The following is a 19,070-nucleotide window of genomic DNA, read 5'->3' as shown; positions in this document are numbered from 1 at the left end:
TCAGCCGGCCAAGCCCGGCACCCACCCAGCACACCGCGACCCGCACGCCGCCCAGCCCGGTCCGGCGCAGGACGACCCCGGCAGCCCGTTGGACGACAAGCTCGACGACGAGGACTACCCCGCCTACAGCATGGGCAGAGCCGCCGAAATCCTCGGCGTCACCCCGGGCTTCCTGCGTGGCCTCGACGCCGCCAAGCTCTTCGTCCCGCAACGCTCGGCCGGCGGCCACCGCCGCTACTCCCGCTACCAACTGCGCCTGGCCCGGCGTGCCCGCGACCTGGTCGACGAGGGCACCGCCCTGGAGGCGGCCTGCCGCATCATCATCCTCGAAGACCAGCTCGCCGAAGCAGAGCGCATCAATGCCCAACTCCAGCGGCGCATCGACCAGGCCCCCGAACGGGACTGATCCACCGTGATCGCCAGCACCGCCGATACCGACGGGGCTGGCGCACATCCCCCAGCAGCGCAGCACGCCCCGACCGAAGGTCCAACTCGAACTCCGGCCGGGGCGACCGCGACAAGCCAGACCACTACGGCGGTGCCCCTCACACTGGCCCAGGTGCTGGACGACGCTGCATCAAACGCGGACACACCCTCCAAAGACCCGCTGTTGTGAGTGATCGTGGCAACGATGCGGATGATCGCTGGGACCGGATCGTGCCGGAGGCTCGTGGGAGATCGTGCGCCCGTTGCCACCGGAGCCGAACGCACGGTCGCAGGGTGGTGGCGGCAATCGTGGTACGTGCTGACCAGCGGCCGTCGGCGGCGAGGCGATGGCGAACTGGGGACCGATTACCAGAGCCTGGGCTTCAAGGTGTCACCGGAGAGCGGGTTCAGCGCCGGGATCGGCGTTCAACGTCGCGGGCCCGCTCGATCAAGCTCTCCGCCTCTTCGGCATCGCCCTGCTCACGCCGGATCGCGGCGAGTTCGCGGAGCACGGGCGCCAGGCCGTAGTGATCCGCGACCCACATCTCCTCGTATATCGACTTCGCCCGTTCCAACGACCGGGCCGCCTCCTCCAGGCGTCCCTGCATCCGCTGTGCGGTACCGAGCAGGCACAGGACCCAGGCCTCATAGAAGACCCGAGGGCACAGTTCGACGGCTTGGGCGGCGGACTCGGCGGCCTCATCGGGACGCCCGGCCCTGATGAGCGTCTGCGCGAGATGTCCGAGCGCGTCGTAGTGCAAGGACGGCTCGGGATAACGGGTGCGGTAGTACTCCACAGATCGGCGGTGCAGGCGTTCCGCCTCGGCCACCTCACCGGCCAAGGCGAGGATCTCCCCCTTCATCTCCGCGGTCCGCATCGTCTCGACCGCGTCCTCGTCCCAGAGTTCGGCCGCCATCTGCTCGGCCTCGTCAACGCATGCGCGGGCGGCCTCGATCTCACCGAGAATGCCCAGGACCCGGCCCAACCGGCGGGTCGCCTGGACACGGGCCGGAGAAGGCGGCCCCCCGGCGGCCTCCCAGATGTCCAAAGAGCGCTGGAAGGTGTCCCTCGCCGTACGGAGAGTGCTCATGCGGAACTGCACATAGGCGAGCAGCGCGAGGATCGGGGCCATGCCGCGATCCTCAGGCCCGTGCACGCGGCTCTGGGTCTCGAGGGCGCGCTCGTAGGCGTTGGCGGCGCCGTCGAATCGTCCCTGCTCCACCAGTGCCCCACCCAGGACGCACAAAGCGGCGACAAGGGAGTCCGCGTCGGTATCCGGCAAACCCTCCCAGATTCCCAGCGCGCGACGCGCCGATCGCTCCGCCGCCTCGTACTGCCCGGCGTCGCACAGGATCTGGGCCTGGGTGGTCAGGGACTCGGCGACCGGGGCCGGTGCCGATTCCGCAAGGCGCTCGCGGAGCGCGACCGCTTTCTCGATCAAATCCAGAGCGGCTTCGTTGCGGGCACGGATCGCCCCCAGATACTCCGCCGTCCGCTGGCACAACCCGGCGGCCTCCGGGGGCGCCACGGCGGCGTCGCCGGAATGCCGGGCCACCGCGATCGCATGGGACATCAGCCGGGCGCACTCCGGCCAGTTCGCCGGATCGGTGACGTCGGCGGGGAACGCCTGATCGACCAGGCGGACGGCCGCCCGGGTCCAGGCGCTGCGATCCTCCGGGTCGAGGCTGTCCCGCCCGAACGTCTGGACCAGGCGGTGCAACGAGAGCCGCTCCGGCTTGACCGTGATCAACGAGTAGTCCGCGCTCAGGACCCCGATGGCGCGGTTGTAGGCGTCGGCGTCCTCGGCCAGGCCGCGCAACGGCATCGGCAGCACGTCCGGGTGGGCGGGCACCAGAGCGCGCGGGATGTCGTCGGGAGCCAGGAATGAGAAGAGGTACAGCAGGTGCTCGGTCCCGGGAGGGCTCTCCGGATGGTCACGCAGCCGCTCGACGGAGATGGCCCAGGTGGTAGCCGCGTTGCCGGGGTAGTCCTCGGGAGGCTTCATCTTCATCATCTCCGCCAGCCGTTCGGCGAGCAGGTCGTTGTACTCCAGCCACGTGCACCTAGTGTGACGTACGTACGCGGCCGCCTGAATGAGCGCGAGCGGCAGATGGTCAAGCGCATGGGCGACCCTCGCGGCCCCCTCACGGTCCCGGCCCTCCGGGCGCCCGTCCTGGTCACCGCTCTTCACGCATGCGCAGAGCAGGTCGATCGAGTGCTCGGGGTCGAGCAGCGGGACATCGATCGGTTCCGCACGCGTCCAATGGGCGCTCCGGGACGTCACCAGCACGTTCCTCCTGGGCCTCGGTTCGGGCCAGATCGCCGCGAGATCCTGCTCGTGTTCGGCGTTGTCGAAGACGACCAGCCAGTCACCACGGCTGGACATCGTTTCCCACACGTGCCGGGCCCGGTGCCGCGAGTCGGCGGCCTCGACGCCGAGTTCCCCTGCGAGGGCCTCCAGGCTCCGATCCACGGACGCCGTGTCGGCGGCGTCGATCCAGGCCACGGTGCGGTAGTAGGCCCGGTAACGCCAGGCGTACTCCACGGCCAGCTGCGTCTTTCCCACGCCGCCCATGCCCTGCAGCACGCAGGCGCGCGACATCATCGCGTCGGCGCCGCTCCCCATCAGGCGTGTTCGCAGGATCCTCAGCTGCAGATCGCGGTCGGTGAATCCCCTTCGCCGCTCCCGGCCGCCCAAATGAAACAGGACGTCATCGGGCGGGAACACGGCAGTGTCGGCGGGCGGGAACACCGCGGTATCGGCGGACGCCGCCCGGCGAGCCGCCGGTCTCGGTCCATGGTCGAGCGCCGCCCCGGTCACCGCGTCCCGAGCCGCTTCGGCACGCATGTCGCTGTGAAGCTTCACCACCTCCTTCAGCTCTATGGGCAGCGGGCAGTCGTCCACTGTGACGACGAGCAACCGCTTCCTCCCGCGGGCTGAGAGTCCCGCCAGCTTCTCGCCGGCGGTGGGAACCGTCGCGAAGCCGTGGCCCGCGATCAGCACACACCGGCTCCGTCCGATCTTCAGATAACGCCAATCGATCAGCTCGATGGAGAACCCGGCCGCCCGCAGCGTCGCACCGACCCACTCGGCCCACAGCCGGTCACGGTCGACGAAGGCGATGACCAGGCCGATGCCCGAGCTCTCCCCCATGGGCCCCGAGCTCTCCCCCATGGGCAAGGACCGCTGGCCCATCTGTCGGCGGTACCCCTCGACCGCCGCGCTGACGGCGGCCAAGCTCGCCAGCGGGACCAGGAGCCACAGTTGATCCTCCAGGGCGATCGCGGCGAAGGCGCTGGCCGCCGCGCCTATCGCGGCGACAGCGGCCGCGATGCGGATGCGGAGCCGGCCAAGACGCGAGCCGCCGGACTGGTCGTTCGTCACGATCGCTCCCATGCTGCGGCCGGAGATCGCGCACGGTCACCTGAATTTGACAATGCTCTGACCACTCGCGGCAAGCCATATCTCCTGCTTGCCGATAACGGCCACGCCCCCATCCCAGGCTCGCCCAGTGCCGATCCGAGCACGCGACAGTGACCGGGCTATATGGCGTTCGGGCCGCCCGGCGACCGGGCGGCCCGAACGATCTCGCTGGTATGGGTCAGAATTTGCCGGCTCTGATGTCGGCAAGCGTCACCCGGGAGTTGTGATAGTAGGTCGTGCGGGACGGCACGTCCGAGCCGCTGCTGGACAAGGCGACAGGATGACCTGTCCCAGCGTTGATGACCAGCTTCTCTACGAACTTCCCGGAAGTGTTGGGCCAGCTGTCCACCAGCGTCAGCGTGGGCTGTCCGGCGGTGGTGGTCTTCGTGACCTTGACTTTCGGCATCGTCGCCATGATGCGGAGCACGCCAGCCCGGACCTGGGGGTTCTCCGGCGCCGCGATCAGCGCGTCGATGGCGTTGTTCCAGATGTGGTTGTCGGTGATCTCCTTCTGCTGCTCCGGGGTCGGCGGCTTCGGCGGAACGTACTTCTCCCCCCGCGCCTTGGCCACGGCCTTGAGCTTTTCGATCTTCGTCCGTTCCGGATCCGGATTCGTGCCCGGGGCGATGTTGGCAACGGCCATCCGTGCACGAGCGGTGCCGATATCGCCCTTCACGGCGTAGAGCGCCACCGCTATGGCGCGCTTGAACACCTCATCACCGCCGTCCTTCCGGAGGATGGCGCGCCGCAGGGCACTCTTGTCGACTCCCCAGTAGTAGGTGCCGTCGTCGGTGAACAGGCCGATGCCGTTGGCGCCCAGCTCGTCACTGGTCGGCGACTGGTTGCGAATCTCCAGCGTCGCGTCGCCCGGCGCGTTGGCCTGCAGAGGCGTGATGTTCGCGACCAGTTTGGCCAGAATCGGGTTCTCCGTTGCCTGCGCCGCCTTGGCGGGGGGCTTGTCGGCCGTCGGTGTAGATGTGATGACGAGCGCAGCCGCCGCAGACGCGGCGACCAAGGCAGCGGCACTGAAGCCCACCATGCGGCGCTTGCCCCACCGGGTCCGCCGGCGAGATCCGGTTGTGGTCTCCGATGCCCCTTGTGCGGCCATCTCCGCCCGCAGCACCGTCCTGGCCTCGTCGAAAGCGCGCGGCCGCACCGGCTCGGCGTTCCTCAGATCCCTCAGCAGGTCCATTTCATCAAGCATCAGTTGCCCTCCCTCACCGTGTTGTGATCGGTCAGCAGCGCGGCCATCCCCGGCGCGTCCCGCAGCGCCATGCGCGCCTCGTGCAGGTAGCGGCGTGCCGTCCCCGGCGGTACGCCGATCGCCCGCCCCGCGTCGGCGACGGTCAGGTCCTCCCACGCGACCAGGGTCAAGATCTCCCGCTGCTGCGGCTTGAGCAGCGTCAGGGCGCGCCGCAGCACCGACTCGACGTCGACGCGGTTGTCCACGGCGGCCCACGGATCCCACCCGGACGCCATGTCAGCCTCCACGTTCGGCCGCAGCTCCTCGGTCCGCCGGGACCGCCAGTGCCGCCGGAGAGTGTTGTGCGCCACACCGAACAACCACGGGCCGGCGTCAGGAAACGAGCGATCGTACTTCGCCCGGGACGCGAACGCCGCCACCCACACCTCGCCGAGCAGGTCCTCGGCCCGTTCCCGGCCGACCCGTCGCGCCAGGTAAGCCCCCACCGCCACCTCGTGACGCCGGACCACCTGGACGAAAGCATCGTCATCGCCATCGAGCGACCGAACGATCAACTCCGCATCCTCCGGATCAGATGTCATGACCCTCCTCGTAGTGGGATCGCCTTACATCCAGCAATTGCCAACTGATGGGTGAACCGTTCAGCAGAGACGTCGAGCGGTGACTGCCGACCCATCGTGATACCAAGGGCGTTCGACGAGCCCGGCGAGGCGAGGTCGGCCCCGACCAGGGTCTCGGTAGTGCCACCGGTCCGGTGGCGGTAGTCATCGGGGTCGAACTCGCTGACGGAAATCCGGACGTGCACGGCATAGTGGCGGGGCCTCCCAGTGTCAAAGGGTGTGACGACTAAGGGAGGCCCTTTGAACCGAGAAGCCCGCGAGAGCTTCACCGCGTTCGTCGAGGCGCGCTCCGCGAACCTGATCCGCAGCGCGTACGTGCTCACCGGCGACCAGCACGCGGCCGAGGATCTGTTGCAGACCGTGCTCGCCAAGACGGCGGCCCGCTGGCGCCACATCCGTGAGAACCCCGAGGCGTACGTGCGCCGCGCCATGTACAACGAGCAGGTCAGCCGGTGGCGGCGCCGCGGCCGCGAGGCGACGGTCGAGAAGCCACCGGAACGCGCTGGCCGGGATCTCACCGGCGATGTGGATCTGCGGCTGTCGCTGCGGGAGGCGTTGCTCGCACTGCCGCCGCGCAAGCGCGCGGTGCTCGTCCTGCGCTACTTCGAGGATCTCCCCGAGAGCCAGGTCGCCGACATCCTGGGCTGTTCGGTCGGCACGGTGCGCAGCCAGGCGCACCGTGCGCTCGCTCGGCTGCGCGAGCTGGTGCCCGATGCCGCGCTCGACTTCGAGAAGACGGGAAGCTGAGATGACGAACGAGATGCTCAGGGACGCGTTCGAGGAGCTGGCGGACGAGGCGCACCCGGTGGACGACTTGGCGGGGCGGGCGCTCCGGCGGCTGGACGCGCGGCGCCGCAACAGGCGGGTGACCGGCGTCGTGCTTGCCATCGCGTCGGCGGTGGCCGTGCCGTGGGTGGTGTTCGGCCCCGGTTTCGGTGGGGAGGGCTCCACGCCGGATGTGGAGGTGAAGCCGAAGCCGCGTCCGCTGCCGGCCGATACCCGGGCGGAGGCGAAGGTCACCCTGGGATGCATGCGTGACGGGGTGCCGAGGGACGAGATGGGCAGGCGCCGGCCGGATCTGGGCAAGGTCTCTGACTTCCGGCTCCTGGTCAGGCAGCAGGTCGGCCGCCAGTTCGTCGCGGCGGTGGGCACCGGTCGGGGCTTTGTGACGTGCGTCGGCGCCAAGAACGTCGGCAACGTGAGCGGGCCCATGTTCCATCCCTGGCAGGCCGCGCCGGGCGGCGACCTGTGGGCCTTCCGCGGGAAGGTCCGGCTGGACCGCAAGGTGAGCGAGAGCACCGCCGACGGCCATCCATATAACCTGCACCAACTCGTGTTCGGCCGGGTCAAGCCGGAGGTCGCCCGCCTCACCGTCTACTGGAACCGCAACCGGAAGGCCGACGCCGCCGTCCAGAACGGGTTCTTCATCGCGCGGACGCACAGCCGGGTCGTGCCGGCCGGAGTGCCGGGAGACAACGACATCGATGCCACCGGAATGTCCGATCCGGACGACCAGGTGACCAAGGTGGTCGCCTACAACGCGGCCGGCCGGGTCGTGAGCACCATGACGCCACCGTTCCCGGGGATGTGAACCCCGGCGGGAAGTCTTACCGGGGCCGTGCTGGTGACCGCGGGTTCGCTGTTCTCGAAGATGGCCGACGGAGTGGAGCCAGGGCGATCCTGGCTCCACTCCGTGGTGCGGGTGTGTCACTGGAACTGTGCGAAGAACCTCCAGATCTCTCCCTTGGTCCAGGTGGCGACGCCACTCTCGTTGGAGGAGCCGTCGACCGGACCGGGAATGTGGCCTCCGTCGAACGCGGCCCATTGGACCGGGTACCCGGCGCGGCAGCCCGAGTAGGCGGTGGTGATGTGCGTCCGGCTGCCTTGGGCGGGCTCGCGCGGGCTCTGGGGAGCGCAGCCGTTGTTGGCGACGAACTTGTCGCGCAGTGACCGTCCTTGCGCGATGGTGAGGACGGAGTCACTGATGCCGTGGATTCCGAAGTAGGCGATGGGCTGGGTGCCGCCGCTGCACCCGCTGATCTGGCCGCCGGCGATGACCGCGACGGCCCTGAAGGCGTTCGCCCGGGCGCATGCGAGTGCGTAGCTCATGCCGCCGCCCCAGCTGAACCCCGTGGCGAAGCGCTGTGTCGTGTTGACGCAGAGGCCGCTCTCGATGAGCCGGATCATGTCGTCGACGAAGGTGACGTCCTCACCGCCCGAATTGGCCCAGCCGTTGCCCAGGCCCTGGGGGGCGACGAGGATCGCGCTGTTGTTCGACTGTTCCTGTTGGCCGTAGTAGGACCAGGCGCTTCCGCTCGTTCCACCCGAGGCGACGTCGCCGGCGGTTCCACCCCGCCAGTGGAACGCGAAGACCAGCCGGTAGGGGTGGCTGTTGTTGTAGTTGGACGGAACCCTGAGGATGAAGCTGCGGCTCTTACCGCTGCTCTGGATCGTGTGCGTACCGCTTGCGAGCGTCGGGGCGTTGCCGCATCCGCCGTTGCCGCCGGACGACAGCTTGACCATCTGCCACTGCTGGTTGGCGCCGCCCCAGTCGGCGTACTGGACGATGTTCGCGTTGTCGGCGGTGGAGGCTCCTTGGACCTCCACGGCCTTGCCGCTGCTGCGGTTGATCAGGCGGACGTGGTTTGCGTCGGAGTCGGCCAGGCGGAACTGCTGGTTGGCACCGTTGTGGTCGGCCCACTGCTGGATCGCGGCACCGTCGCCCGTCGAGGCGCCGGCCACGTCGAGCACCTTGCCCGAATGCCGGGCCTTCAGCCGGTAGAAGCCGCCACCGGAGTCCACGAACTGCCACTGCTGGTTGGTTCCATCGTGGCGCGTCCATTGGCTGATCCGCGCGCCGTCGCCGGTGGACGAGCCAGAGACGTCCAGCGCCTTGCCGCTGTTGCGATTGACCATGACGTACCAGGCGTTGGTGTCCACCGTCGCCGCCTCGGCAGGCGCCGGGTTCACCACGACGAGCATGCCGGCCCCGAGGGCCGCCGCCACCGCGGCGGCGAACCGGGACCACCTGCGATGCCTGTGCGGAGGGGCGGGGGAAGCCGCACCGTAGGTCTTCATCGATTCACCCTCTCGCTCGTGGCAGGTCAGGTGCGGGTCCAGCGTTGGTTGCTGCCGTTCCAGCAGGAGTAGAGCTGGATCGGGGCGCCGTTGCCGCTGCCGGCGGCGTCCAGGCAGAGGCCGGACTGGACGCCGACGATGGATCCGTCGGAGTTGAGGCGCCATTTCTGGTTGTCGCCGCCCCAGCAGTTGTAGATCTGGACTCTGGCGCCGTTGCCGGTGCCGGCGGCGTCCAGGCACTTGTTGCCGTAGACCTTGAGCTCGCCCGCGTCGGTGGAGGTCCACTGCTGGTTGGTGCCGCTGTGGCAGTCCCACAGGTTGATCTGGGTGCCGTCGGTGGTGCTGGAATTGGGCACGTCCAGGCAACGGCCTGAACCGACGCCCTTGATCGTTCCAGAACCGGGGTTGGGCGTGGTGCCGCCGTTGAGGGCGTTGAGGACTGAGGTGTAGGCAGGCTTCTTGTTGCCGTTCCCGTCGAACAGCAGCGGCGTCTGCTCCGAACGCCAGGAGTCGGTGTCGCGAACGCCCCAGACGGTGATGCCGAGGCAGCGCGAGACGGCCAGGCAGTCGTTGGTGACGTTGGCGTAGGTCGTGGGCGAGGCGCCCTGGATGTCGAGTTCGGTGATGGCCACGTCGACGCCGAGGGCGGCGAAGTTCTGCAGCGTGGTGCGGAAGTTGCTGTTGTAAGGGCTGCCGCTGTTGAAGTGAGCCTGGAAGCCGACGCAGTCGATCGGCACGCCGCGCTGCTTGAAGTCGCGGACCATGGCGTACATGGCCTGGGTCTTGGCCCAGGTCCAGTTCTCGACGTTGTAGTCGTTGTAGCAGAGCTTGGCGGCCGGGTCGGCGGCGCGCGCGGTGCGGAAGGCGACCTCGATCCAGTCGTTGCCGGTGCGCTGCAGGTTGGAGTCTCGGCGGGCTCCCGAGCTGCCGTCGGCGAAGGCCTCGTTCACGACGTCCCACTGGACGATCTTGCCCTTGTAGTGGGCCATGACGCCGTTGATGTGGTTGATCATCGCCTGGCGCAGCGTGCTGCCGCTGAGACTCTGCATCCAGCCGGGCTGCTGGGAGTGCCAGGCCAGGGTGTGGCCGCGCACCTGCTTGCCGTTCTGGACCGCCCAGTTGTAGACGCGGTCGCCGGCGGTGAAGTTGAACTGGCCCCGCTGGGGTTCGGTGGCGTCGATCTTCATTTCGTTCTCGGCGGTCACCGAGTTGAACTCGCGGTTGGCGATCGTGGTGTACGTCGAGTCGTTGAGCCTGCCCGAGGCGATGGCGGTGCCGAAGTAACGGCCGTTCTGTGCCGCCGCAGCACCCAGCGTGCTCGCCGCGGCGGCGGCCGGAGCCGGTGCCACCAGAGCGGCGGTCGCGGTGAGCACCCCGAGGGCGCCTGCGACGAGGGCCCGCCTGCGGATCCTGGACCTGGGCATGGCTTTCGTACGCATGTCTGTTCCTCCATGAATGCATGAATGAACGAGGGGTGGAAGCACGGGACACAGCCCGTGGGAAGCACGGGACACAGCCCGTGTGACAGACGCCGCGCTCCATCACCGGGAACGCACACACCACCACGGCGTCGCGGACTCAGTGTGTGAGCCCACACAGATTCCGTCAATAGTTTCGAAATATTTCATCGCGTATGTCCAGTCGGCGAGTTCTATACGCGATCTACCAGCCCATCTGTGTCCGAAAGTTTTTCGAAGGTCTGGGCCCTTGACGATGTCGCTCAGCCTCATATTTACTCCGGCCACCACCACCCCCGATCGTCCGATGGAGAGGAGGTCCCCTTCGGCAGCGGAATGTTAGCGCTAACACTCATGCCGAACGAAAGGAAGAAGCTCATGTTGAAGATCGGTGCGGTGCTGGCATCGCTCCTGCTGTCGGCGCTCCTGTCCGTGACGAACGCACAGGCCGCTCGCGCCGCGACAGTGGATGTGAACAAGTGGTACGTCCTGGTCAATCGCAACAGCGGCAAGGCCCTGGACGTCTACAACCTGGCGACCAACGACGGCGCCCGCATCACCCAGTGGACCCGGAATGATCAGAACCAGCAGCAGTGGCAGTTCGTCGACTCCGGCGGCGGTTACTACCGCATCAAGTCCCGCCACTCCGGCAAGGTGCTGGACGTCCACAACTTCTCCACCGCCAACGGCGGCTCGATCGTCCAGTGGGCCGACCTGAACGGCGCCAACCAGCAGTGGCGGCTGGCCGACAGCCCGGGTGGCCACGTGAGGCTCGTCTCGCGCCACAGCAGCAAGGCCCTCGAAGTGCAAGGCGCCTCCACCGCCGACAACGCCAACATCGTCCAGTACGACGACTGGGGCGGCAACAACCAGCAGTGGCAGCTCGTCGAGGTCGGCGGCAGCGGCCCCGATCCGACGTGCAATCTTCCGTCGACATACCGCTGGACATCAACGGGCCCGCTGGCGCAGCCCAAGCCGGGGTGGGTCTCGCTCAAGGACTTCACCGTCGCCCCCTACAACGGCAGGCATCTCGTCTATGCGACGACGCACGACACGGGGACGAAGTGGGGTTCGATGAACTTCGGCCTGTTCACCAACTGGTCGGAGATGGCCTCGGCCAGCCAGAACACGATGTCGAATTCCACCGTCGCGCCCACGCTCTTCTACTTCGCGCCGAAGAACATCTGGGTGCTCGCCTACCAATGGGGAGGGACCGCCTTCTCCTACCGGACGTCGAGCGACCCCACCAACCCGAATGGCTGGTCATCACAGCAGGTGCTCTCCACCGCCAGCATCAGCGACTCCGGGACAGGACCCATCGACCAGACGCTCATCGGTGACAGCACGAACATGTACCTGTTCTTCGCCGGTGACAACGGCAAGATCTACCGGGCCAGTATGCCGATCGGGAACTTCCCGGGCAGTTTCGGCTCGACCGCGACAGTGATCATGAGTGACACGAGGAACAACCTGTTCGAAGCCGTTCAGGTCTACAAGCTCCAGGGCCAGAACCGCTACCTCATGATCGTCGAGGCGATCGGCTCGCAAGGTCGTTACTTCCGCTCGTTCACGGCCACCAGTCTGAACGGTACGTGGACGCCACAGGCCGCGACCGAGAGCAATCCCTTCGCAGGCAAGGCCAACAGTGGCGCCACCTGGACCAACGACATCAGCCATGGCGAACTGATCCGCGCCAGCGCCGATCAGACCTTCACCGTCGATCCCTGCAATCTGCAATTGCTCTACCAGGGGCGCAACCCCAACTCCGGCGGCGACTACGGCCTCCTCCCCTACCGGCCGGGCCTGCTGACACTGCAGCGCTAACGCCGTGACACGGATCCGGCTCCGGCGTGGATCCGGCCGGGGCGGGCTCGGCGGAAGGCCGAGCCCGCCCAGGTCACCGCAGACAGGACGACCGTCGGCTTCGTCGCCGACCGCAGCGCGGCCACAACGGTCGTCTGAGCCCTGGACACCGGGTCCATGGGGTGGCCGCGCACCCCATGGACCCGGCCTTCACATCACTGAGGAGCGATCTCCATGAGCAGGAGACGAATCCGCGCGCTGCTGACCATGGTGTCCCTGGCCGTGGCGCTCAGCCCGGCCACCCAGGCTCAAGCGCACGCCGTTGTCCAGCGCTTGAGCCCGGCCACCCAGGCTCAAGCGCTGGACAACGGCGTGGGCCGCACCCCGCCGATGGGGTGGAACACCTGGAACACGTTCGGCTGCAACATCAACGAGACACTGATCCGGCAGACTGCCGACGCGCTCGTCAGCTCCGGCATGCGCGACCTCGGATATCAGTACGTCGTGGTCGACGACTGCTGGTTCGATCCCAACCGCGACCCGGCCGGCAACCTGCGGGCCAATCCGTCGAGATTCCCGAGCGGCATGAAGGCGGTCGGCGACTACCTGCACGCCAGGGGTCTGAAGTTCGGTCTCTACCAAGCGCCCCTGGACCGTACCTGCGCCCAGTACTTCGGCTCCTATCCGGGTGCCACCGGCAGTCTCAACCACGAGGCCCAGGACGCCCGGCAGTTCGCCGCCTGGGGCGTCGACTATCTCAAGTACGACTGGTGTTCTCCCACCGGCACCATCGACGACCAGGTACGCACCTTCGCGAAGATGCGCGACGCCCTGGCGGCCACCGGACGGCCGATCCTCTACAGCATCAACCCCAACAGCATCCATGAGAAGACCGGCCCGCAGCGGAACTGGGGTGACGTCGCCAACATCTGGCGCACGACCGAGGACATCACCAACGTCTGGAACTCCGGCCAGACCAACGGCTACCCCATGGGCATCCAGAACATCGTCAACGTCAACGTGCCCCTGTCGGGCTACGCCAAGCCGGGGCAGTTCAACGACCCCGACATGATGGTGGTCGGCCGGGGCGGCATGACCGACACCGAGATGCGCAGCCACTTCGCCCTGTGGGCCATCATGGCCGCGCCGCTGATCGCGGGAAACGACATGCGGAACATGGACGCCGCGACCGCCACGATCATGAAGAACCAGAATCTGATCGCCATCAATCAGGACCCGCTCGGCCTCCAGGCGAACCAGATCAGCAACGACGGCACCCGCCGCGTCCTGGCCAAACGGCTCAGCAACGGCGACATCGCAGTCGCGCTGTTCAACCAGGGAGGCAGCACGACGACGGTCAGCACCACCACCTCGGCGATCGGTCTGTCCGGCAACTCCTTCAGCCTCCGTGAGGCCTGGACGAACGCCGTCACCTCGACCACCGGGGCCATCTCGGCGAGCGTGCCTTCTCATGGCACCGTCGTGTTCCGGGTCAGCGGCGGAACGCCCAACCCCGTATCCCAGATCAAGGGCGTTGGGTCGGGAAGATGCCTCGACGTCACCGGAGCTTCCCAGGCCAACGGAACGCGGGTGGAGATCTGGGACTGCAACGGCCAGAGCAACCAGCAGTGGACCTCCACGGCGGCCGGCGAACTGCGGGTCTACGGAAGCAAGTGCCTCGACGTGAACGACAACGGCACCGCCGACGGAACCAGCGTGATCATTTGGGACTGCAACGGCCAGACCAACCAGAAGTGGCGCGTCAACTCCGACGGAAGCATCACCGCCCTCGGCGCGAACAAATGCCTGGACGTACCCAGCAACTCAACGGCCAACGGTGTCTACGTCCAGATCTGGACGTGCAACGGTGCCGCCAACCAACGCTGGACCCGCATCTGATCGTCTTCTCGAGATCCCTGGTCTGGGCGATCCTCAACAGACCGCCCAGACCAGGGAGCGCCGCAGCAGTTCATGGACCGCATCGGCCCCGATCATGTTCGACGCCCTGCCGCTGGGCAAGCAGTACTTCGAACCGTCCTTTGCCCCAGCCGACCAACGCCTCAAGCCGCTGGAGTTGCAACGCCGGCGCCAGTACGCCGAACGCGAGCGGCAGCGGCCTGATTCCATCCCGAATTCGCCGAGGACGACCGGTCGGCGGGCCAGGTGCCGGGCTCGGCGAGCTCGATGATGTTGCCAAGGTTGTCGGCGACGAACGCGATGCGCTGACCGATCTGCGCCACCTCCATGGGCCCGCCGATCAACTCCACGTCGAGGTCACGCAGCTCGGCGACGGCCGCGTCCAGATCTTGGACGGCGACACAGAAGTGGTGCAGGCGCGACGGGTCCATGCTCTTCAGGACGTCGTCGGTCGGCGCCTGGCGGTTCGCCGCGCCCGCGAGAAGCTCAATCTTGACGTCACCGCTGACGATGTAGACGAACGTCGTGCCGTGGGAGTCGAACCGCTGGTCAACAGTGAAGCCGAGGCTGCTCGAATACCACTCGATGGTGGCCTCGAGATCCTCGGGAGTCACGCTGATTCCGACATGGTCGTGTGCGAAAGAAATGCTCATGCGACCGATGCTCGCCGCGCGTCGAGCCTGGAACCAGTGACGGAGCGACGGTAGGAAGACGGGTACCATCCTCGCCCCGTGGCCACGAGCGAGAATCGATCGTATGACCGTTGACGGGACGACGCTGGGTGCGACTTTGCGTGCATGGCGGGACCGCATCGCTCCAGCAACAGCGGGCCTGCCGAGCAGGCGCTCGCGCCGAGCGAAGGGACTGCGCCGGGAGGAGCTGGCGGAACTCGCCGGGATCTCGGTCGACTACGTCGTGCGTCTGGAGCAGGGACGCGCCACCACACCCTCGGCGCAGGTGGTCGCCGCACTCGCTCGCGCCCTGCAGCTCACCGACGCCGAACGGGATCATCTCTATCGGCTGGCCGGTCTGGTCCCACCGGCCGACCGGGAGGTCTCCGATCACATCCCGCCCGGTCTCCGCCGCCTTCTCAACCGCCTGGACGACACCGCCGCCGCGGTTTTCGCCGCGGACTGGCAACTGATCTGGTGGAACCGCAGCTGGGCGGGGCTCTTGGGCGACCCGTCGGCGACGCCGCCGCGGCTCCGCAACTTCGCTCGCGACACCTTCTCGATCGACGGCGCGGGCGCACGCCTGTCGCACTGGCCCGTGACCTCTCTCGCTCAGGACACGGTCGAGTCCGCGGTCGTGTCCGACCTGCGCCGCGCCACGGGACGCTTCCCGGACAGCGACCGTCTGACACACCTGATCCAGGTACTCACCACGGGCAACGAACGCTTCGCCGAGCTGTGGTCCTCCGGCACGGTCGGGGCGCATCGCGAAGACCACAAGATCGTCGATCATCCCGCGGTCGGGCCGATCTCGGTGGATTGCGACGTCATGACCGACGGCGACGCGGAACGAAAGATCGTCATCCTGACGGCGGCCCCGGACACCGAGGACGAGACCCGGTTCCGGCTGGCGGTCCTGTCCGGCGTCCCCGCCCCCGCTCGGGACTGAGCCGAACGACTCAGCCATACCGCGCCTGCGCGGCGCAATCCTCACAGAAGTGGACCTGCGTGGCGCAGATCTGCGTGGGATTCACGGCACCTGCACTTGCCCCCACCAGGGCACCGTCCACAAAACAATCACCCAGGAGAAACTTCAGCGGCGAGGAAGTACAGATCACCCTCGGGCCGCACAGGCCAGCCGGTCCCTGAGCCCTTCGGCCAGAACGCCCATCGCGGTCCCGCAATGTCGAAGTCAACCGGAGCAGCCCTTGGCTGCTTCCCGGCAACCGGCCAGCGCAGCACCTCCACTCGACCTACCTGATGAACCAGGTGGCCAGGTCCGGAACAATCTGCTCGGCGCCCGAATCGCCGCAGTCCGCAACCTGTCCTGCAGATGCCGCCCGCCGTCGCGGCCCAACCCTCTGGGCTACACCCCCCGAACGCGCCGAAGACCACGCCACGCTGTCCAGGGCATCCTTGGCCAACTACGCCTCGTACCGGCGTCACCGCGACTCACCAAGTCAGCAGGCAGGATCCGCCGCCCCCGGCCGAAAGTTCCAGAACCACCAGCCCAGCCAGTCAAAGATCGCGATGACCGCGGCGAGGCCGGTTACATCGCCCCACCTGACACCCTTACGCACGATGAGCTGGCCGAAAGGGCGGGGGTGGCTGTGGCGGCGGCGCAATCCGAGCGGCCGAGGCCTGCGAGGCGGTCGGCGCCACGATCGCGTCGAAGCTCCCAGGGCTCGGTCGGAGTATTGCTCTTACCTGGGGCCGGCGGACACTGCGGCGGCTACGGGGCCGAAGACCGGGTTTTGGAGGGCGTGGGCGCCGCCTGCGGCCCAGGCCAGGCTGATGGTCAGGCCGAGTGCGGCCGGGCCGTAGATGGTCTGGGGGCGGTGGCCGTCGTAGGCGACGTTGAACTCCTCAGGGACAAGGTTGCCGGCCTCGTTGAGGCGGCCGTTAATGGCGATCAGGTCGCGGTGCCAGAGGCTGCGGGTCTGTGGGGCGGTCATGATGATGAGGCGCTGGTCAGTGAGGTGGCTCGTAACCATCCCGTAGTCGTCCTGGAACGTTGATTGGATCGCTTGGGAGGCGAAGTCGGAGCGCTGGTAGAAGTTCTCGGCGCCGAGCGCCATGATGATCTCGTCATAGGTGAGCGTGATGGAGGTTCGCCAACCGACGTAGTAGTCCTGCAGGAAGACCTTCTCCCCTTCACCGACGAACAGCTGAGTGGCTTGGACCGGGAGGTCACCGCCGTCGATGAGGGTCGCGTACACGGCGCAGGCGTCATTCCACAGTTGCGCCCGCTGGGCCACGTGGGGATCCTCTTGGGCGCCTCGACCTCGACCAAATGTCGCCATGCCGATAGTTCACCTGAACAGCAGCCCACAGTGGTGGGCCAGGTTCGGTCAGGCGGGCGTGGGCGGCGGGTCAGGTCGATCATCACCGGAGCGCCAGCACTGTACGGGCGTCCTCTGGTGGTCAGAAGGCTTCATTCGCGTGCGCGTCGTGCGGTCGTGATCCGCGCGGGCCGAGGCCAGCTTGCGCGTGCTGGAGCTGGTTTTTCGGAGATGTTGCAGCCGTTCATCGTGGCGGGCTCGGGTGTGCCCCGCCCTGGACGACCTGGATCGCCTGTTCCGGGGTAGCTCCGTGGCGTCTATCTGGTGGCGGAACAGTGTGATCGCCTCGTCAGGATAACCCCAAGTGCGTATTGTAGTTGCCTGATTGCAGTTCGTATCGGCTGCTGGAGGTACCTCATGAAACGTGCCCTCGTGAGCGCGGCGCTCGCCGCTGTAGCAGCGTTCGCCGCGCCCATCCCGGTCGCGCAAGCAGCGCCGTGCGCGGCCCAGCCACCTGTGCCGAGCGGGAATGTCTGTCCAGGCCCGTTCTGTCCAATCCGATGCCCAGGGCCGAACTGTCCTGTCTCTCTCCACCTGGATCTCGCAGGACTCCCACTACCACTCGGCCAGCCAACCGGGTAGTCGGAGTTCCGTGGTGACGTCGCGGAGTTCGGCGTCGTGGGCGTCCATCCAGTCTTCGGCAAGTTGAAACACACGCTCGCTTCCGAAGGTCTGGACGCTGATCAGCACATTGATCGTCCAGTCGATGCGCTTGCTCCAGGGCCACTGCTCGTCGAACTGTTGAAGCCTGCGTTCGGCATGGATGCGGCTCTGGGCGCCGGCAAGTCAGGTGAAGGCCACTCCTATGGCGCCAGCGGCGTCCGGTGCGACCCCACTCCCAAGCCGTCTGAGAATCGTCTCCTCAAGCGCCTTCTCGGATGAGAGCCTTCACCCTGACTGACTCAGAAGACCGGTGCCCTGCTGCACGCGCGAACCGTCAGCGTCCCCGGACCACACCGGCCCGGGCGCGACGGTCATCTTCGGCGCGGCGCCGAGTACCTCGTCTGCGCCAGCCTCCACTCGGAACTGTGGGTTTGTGCCGATGCGCGCAGAGGTGTCACTGGAAAGCAGCAAGGCTAGGTATTGGTCGCCTCACATGCGGTGCTTTCGACGTGGGTGACGGCGTCGCTCAGTGCGTCCCAAGGTCAGTACCAGGCGTGGCAGACCATCAGCGGCACACCTTCGACACCGCCTCCTCGACCGCATGGTCGCCCCAGGAGAGCGTCATGGCCGAGCACACGGACTTGAGCTCACGCATGACTTACACGGCGGCCTTCTCCGCTCACCGGCCATGGCGGAACGTCATTCAGCGCGCATGACCGTGACCGCGAAACGCGACTGACTTAGTACGGCATGGCAGGTACGCCCGTCACGCCCCTGTACTTGTGGGTCTCAGTCGGGCGAGATGACGGTGCGGCTGGGGTGAGCCATGGCCTCGGGCCGCTCGGCGGGCCGGTGCTTCGGAAGGACCGGTTCCATTCGGTAGAGGGAGGGCATGCTCGGACGGGGGTGTGGCTGTGGTGTGGGGCCGCCGGCGAGCGCGTTGATGAGGTCGTGCGCGGTGAGCAGCCCGATCAGGGTGCGGTCGTCGTCGATGACGGCGACGTAGTCGGTGTTGGCGCTGAGCATGGCGCGGGCCGCCGTCGGGATGGGGTCGTCGGCGAGCACGGCCAGCAGGGGGCTGCCGGGCAGGAGGTCACGGACGGGGCGCCGGGCTCGTCCGGGACCGGCGGACTCCCAGGTCGCCATGAGGATCTGCGCGTCGACGACGCCCATGAAGCTGCCCTCGGCGCTGACGACCGGCAGGTGGTGGATCCGGGCCTGGCACATGAGCTCCCAGGCCATCAGGACCGACTCCTCGGGAGTGATGGTGAGCAGATCGGTGGTCATCACCTGGGCCACGGTTCGTGCTTCGAGTGGTGTGCGCGCGTTCATGAGGCTCTCCCGGGATCAGCGGTCGGTCGGCCGCACTTGACGCTTCCAGTCTTTGTTTCCGGCATCGGATCCGGCAGAGGCGCAGGTCCTGCGAATCCCGTGGTCTGGCGACCAGACGTCCCCTCCATAAGGGACCTTCGGCCCTGAATCCGGCACCGGAAGCTTGATGGAGTGGAGGTCCATCGGCAGACA

Annotated in this window: 15 protein-coding genes; 7 read left to right on the top strand and 8 right to left on the bottom strand. The window is 67.4% G+C overall.

The annotated features are described in order from the left end of the window. Positions 1-88 precede the first annotated feature (88 nt). A complete protein-coding gene (locus F8566_RS00770; RefSeq protein ID WP_225992835.1) occupies positions 89-406 on the top strand; it encodes a MerR family transcriptional regulator in 318 nt (105 codons plus the stop codon). A gap of 427 nt (positions 407-833) precedes the next feature. Here the strand turns inward: F8566_RS00770 and fxsT are convergent, their stop codons facing one another. From fxsT to F8566_RS00755, 3 genes are all read right to left on the bottom strand, one after another. Continuing rightward, complete coding sequence (gene fxsT, locus F8566_RS00765) at positions 834-3,812, bottom strand: FxSxx-COOH system tetratricopeptide repeat protein (protein ID WP_192809444.1); 2,979 nt, start codon at positions 3,810-3,812, stop codon at positions 834-836. Between the two features lie 217 nt (positions 3,813-4,029). Then, positions 4,030-5,055, bottom strand: coding sequence for a hypothetical protein (locus F8566_RS00760; protein WP_151556919.1), 1,026 nt, complete (start codon positions 5,053-5,055; stop codon positions 4,030-4,032). After that, positions 5,055-5,636 (bottom strand): RNA polymerase sigma factor, encoded by a 582-nt coding sequence (locus F8566_RS00755; RefSeq protein WP_151556917.1) that lies wholly within the window; start codon positions 5,634-5,636, stop codon positions 5,055-5,057. Before F8566_RS00755 ends, F8566_RS00760 begins: the two co-directional genes overlap by 1 nt. A gap of 279 nt (positions 5,637-5,915) precedes the next feature. Between F8566_RS00755 and F8566_RS00750 the strand changes: the two genes are divergently transcribed. Both F8566_RS00750 and F8566_RS00745 read left to right on the top strand, forming a co-directional pair. Continuing rightward, positions 5,916-6,422, top strand: coding sequence for a SigE family RNA polymerase sigma factor (locus F8566_RS00750; protein WP_151556915.1), 507 nt, complete (start codon positions 5,916-5,918; stop codon positions 6,420-6,422). A 1-nt stretch (position 6,423) separates the two neighbouring features. Continuing rightward, entirely contained in the window at positions 6,424-7,266 is an 843-nt protein-coding gene (locus F8566_RS00745; protein ID WP_151556913.1) for a hypothetical protein, read from the top strand. Between the two features lie 116 nt (positions 7,267-7,382). On the opposite strand, the gene F8566_RS00740 is transcribed toward F8566_RS00745, so the two are convergent. Then, a complete protein-coding gene (locus tag F8566_RS00740; RefSeq protein WP_151556911.1) occupies positions 7,383-8,753 on the bottom strand; it encodes an RICIN domain-containing protein in 1,371 nt (456 codons plus the stop codon). 26 nt (positions 8,754-8,779) lie between these two features. Beyond that, the gene (locus tag F8566_RS00735) at positions 8,780-10,192 is read right to left on the bottom strand and encodes an endo-1,4-beta-xylanase (RefSeq protein WP_151556910.1); all 1,413 of its coding nucleotides are present in this window, start codon (positions 10,190-10,192) and stop codon (positions 8,780-8,782) included. Positions 10,193-10,429: 237 nt separating this feature from the next. Between F8566_RS00735 and F8566_RS00730 the strand changes: the two genes are divergently transcribed. Both F8566_RS00730 and F8566_RS00725 read left to right on the top strand, forming a co-directional pair. Further along, a complete protein-coding gene (locus tag F8566_RS00730; RefSeq protein ID WP_225992729.1) occupies positions 10,430-12,034 on the top strand; it encodes a non-reducing end alpha-L-arabinofuranosidase family hydrolase in 1,605 nt (534 codons plus the stop codon). Between the two features lie 213 nt (positions 12,035-12,247). Next, positions 12,248-13,912 (top strand): glycoside hydrolase family 27 protein, encoded by a 1,665-nt coding sequence (locus tag F8566_RS00725; RefSeq protein WP_151556908.1) that lies wholly within the window; start codon positions 12,248-12,250, stop codon positions 13,910-13,912. A 161-nt stretch (positions 13,913-14,073) separates the two neighbouring features. Here F8566_RS00725 and F8566_RS00720 read toward each other — a convergent pair whose 3' ends face one another. After that, positions 14,074-14,652, bottom strand: a complete 579-nt coding sequence (locus F8566_RS00720; protein WP_192809443.1) for a VOC family protein — start codon at positions 14,650-14,652, stop codon at positions 14,074-14,076. Positions 14,653-14,686: 34 nt separating this feature from the next. Here F8566_RS00720 and F8566_RS00715 point away from each other — a divergent pair, with 34 nt between their 5' ends. Next, positions 14,687-15,550, top strand: coding sequence for a helix-turn-helix transcriptional regulator (locus tag F8566_RS00715; protein WP_151556904.1), 864 nt, complete (start codon positions 14,687-14,689; stop codon positions 15,548-15,550). A 754-nt stretch (positions 15,551-16,304) separates the two neighbouring features. Here the strand turns inward: F8566_RS00715 and F8566_RS00710 are convergent. Next, positions 16,305-16,859, bottom strand: coding sequence for a hypothetical protein (locus F8566_RS00710; RefSeq protein WP_151556902.1), 555 nt, complete (start codon positions 16,857-16,859; stop codon positions 16,305-16,307). Positions 16,860-17,561: 702 nt separating this feature from the next. Here F8566_RS00710 and F8566_RS00705 point away from each other — a divergent pair. Further along, complete coding sequence (locus F8566_RS00705) at positions 17,562-17,825, top strand: hypothetical protein (RefSeq protein ID WP_151556900.1); 264 nt, start codon at positions 17,562-17,564, stop codon at positions 17,823-17,825. A gap of 510 nt (positions 17,826-18,335) precedes the next feature. On the opposite strand, the gene F8566_RS00700 is transcribed toward F8566_RS00705, so the two are convergent. Next, on the bottom strand, positions 18,336-18,878 hold the full coding sequence (locus F8566_RS00700) for a CBS domain-containing protein (protein WP_151556898.1): 543 nt from the start codon (positions 18,876-18,878) through the stop codon (positions 18,336-18,338). Positions 18,879-19,070 lie beyond the last annotated feature (192 nt).

Origin of the sequence: Actinomadura rudentiformis, from assembly GCF_008923185.1 — a bacterium.
GTDB classification, from domain to species: Bacteria; Actinomycetota; Actinomycetes; order Streptosporangiales; family Streptosporangiaceae; genus Spirillospora; species Spirillospora rudentiformis.
Note: the sequence above shows the minus strand (reverse complement) of the source record. Positions and strands in the feature narration are given on the sequence as shown.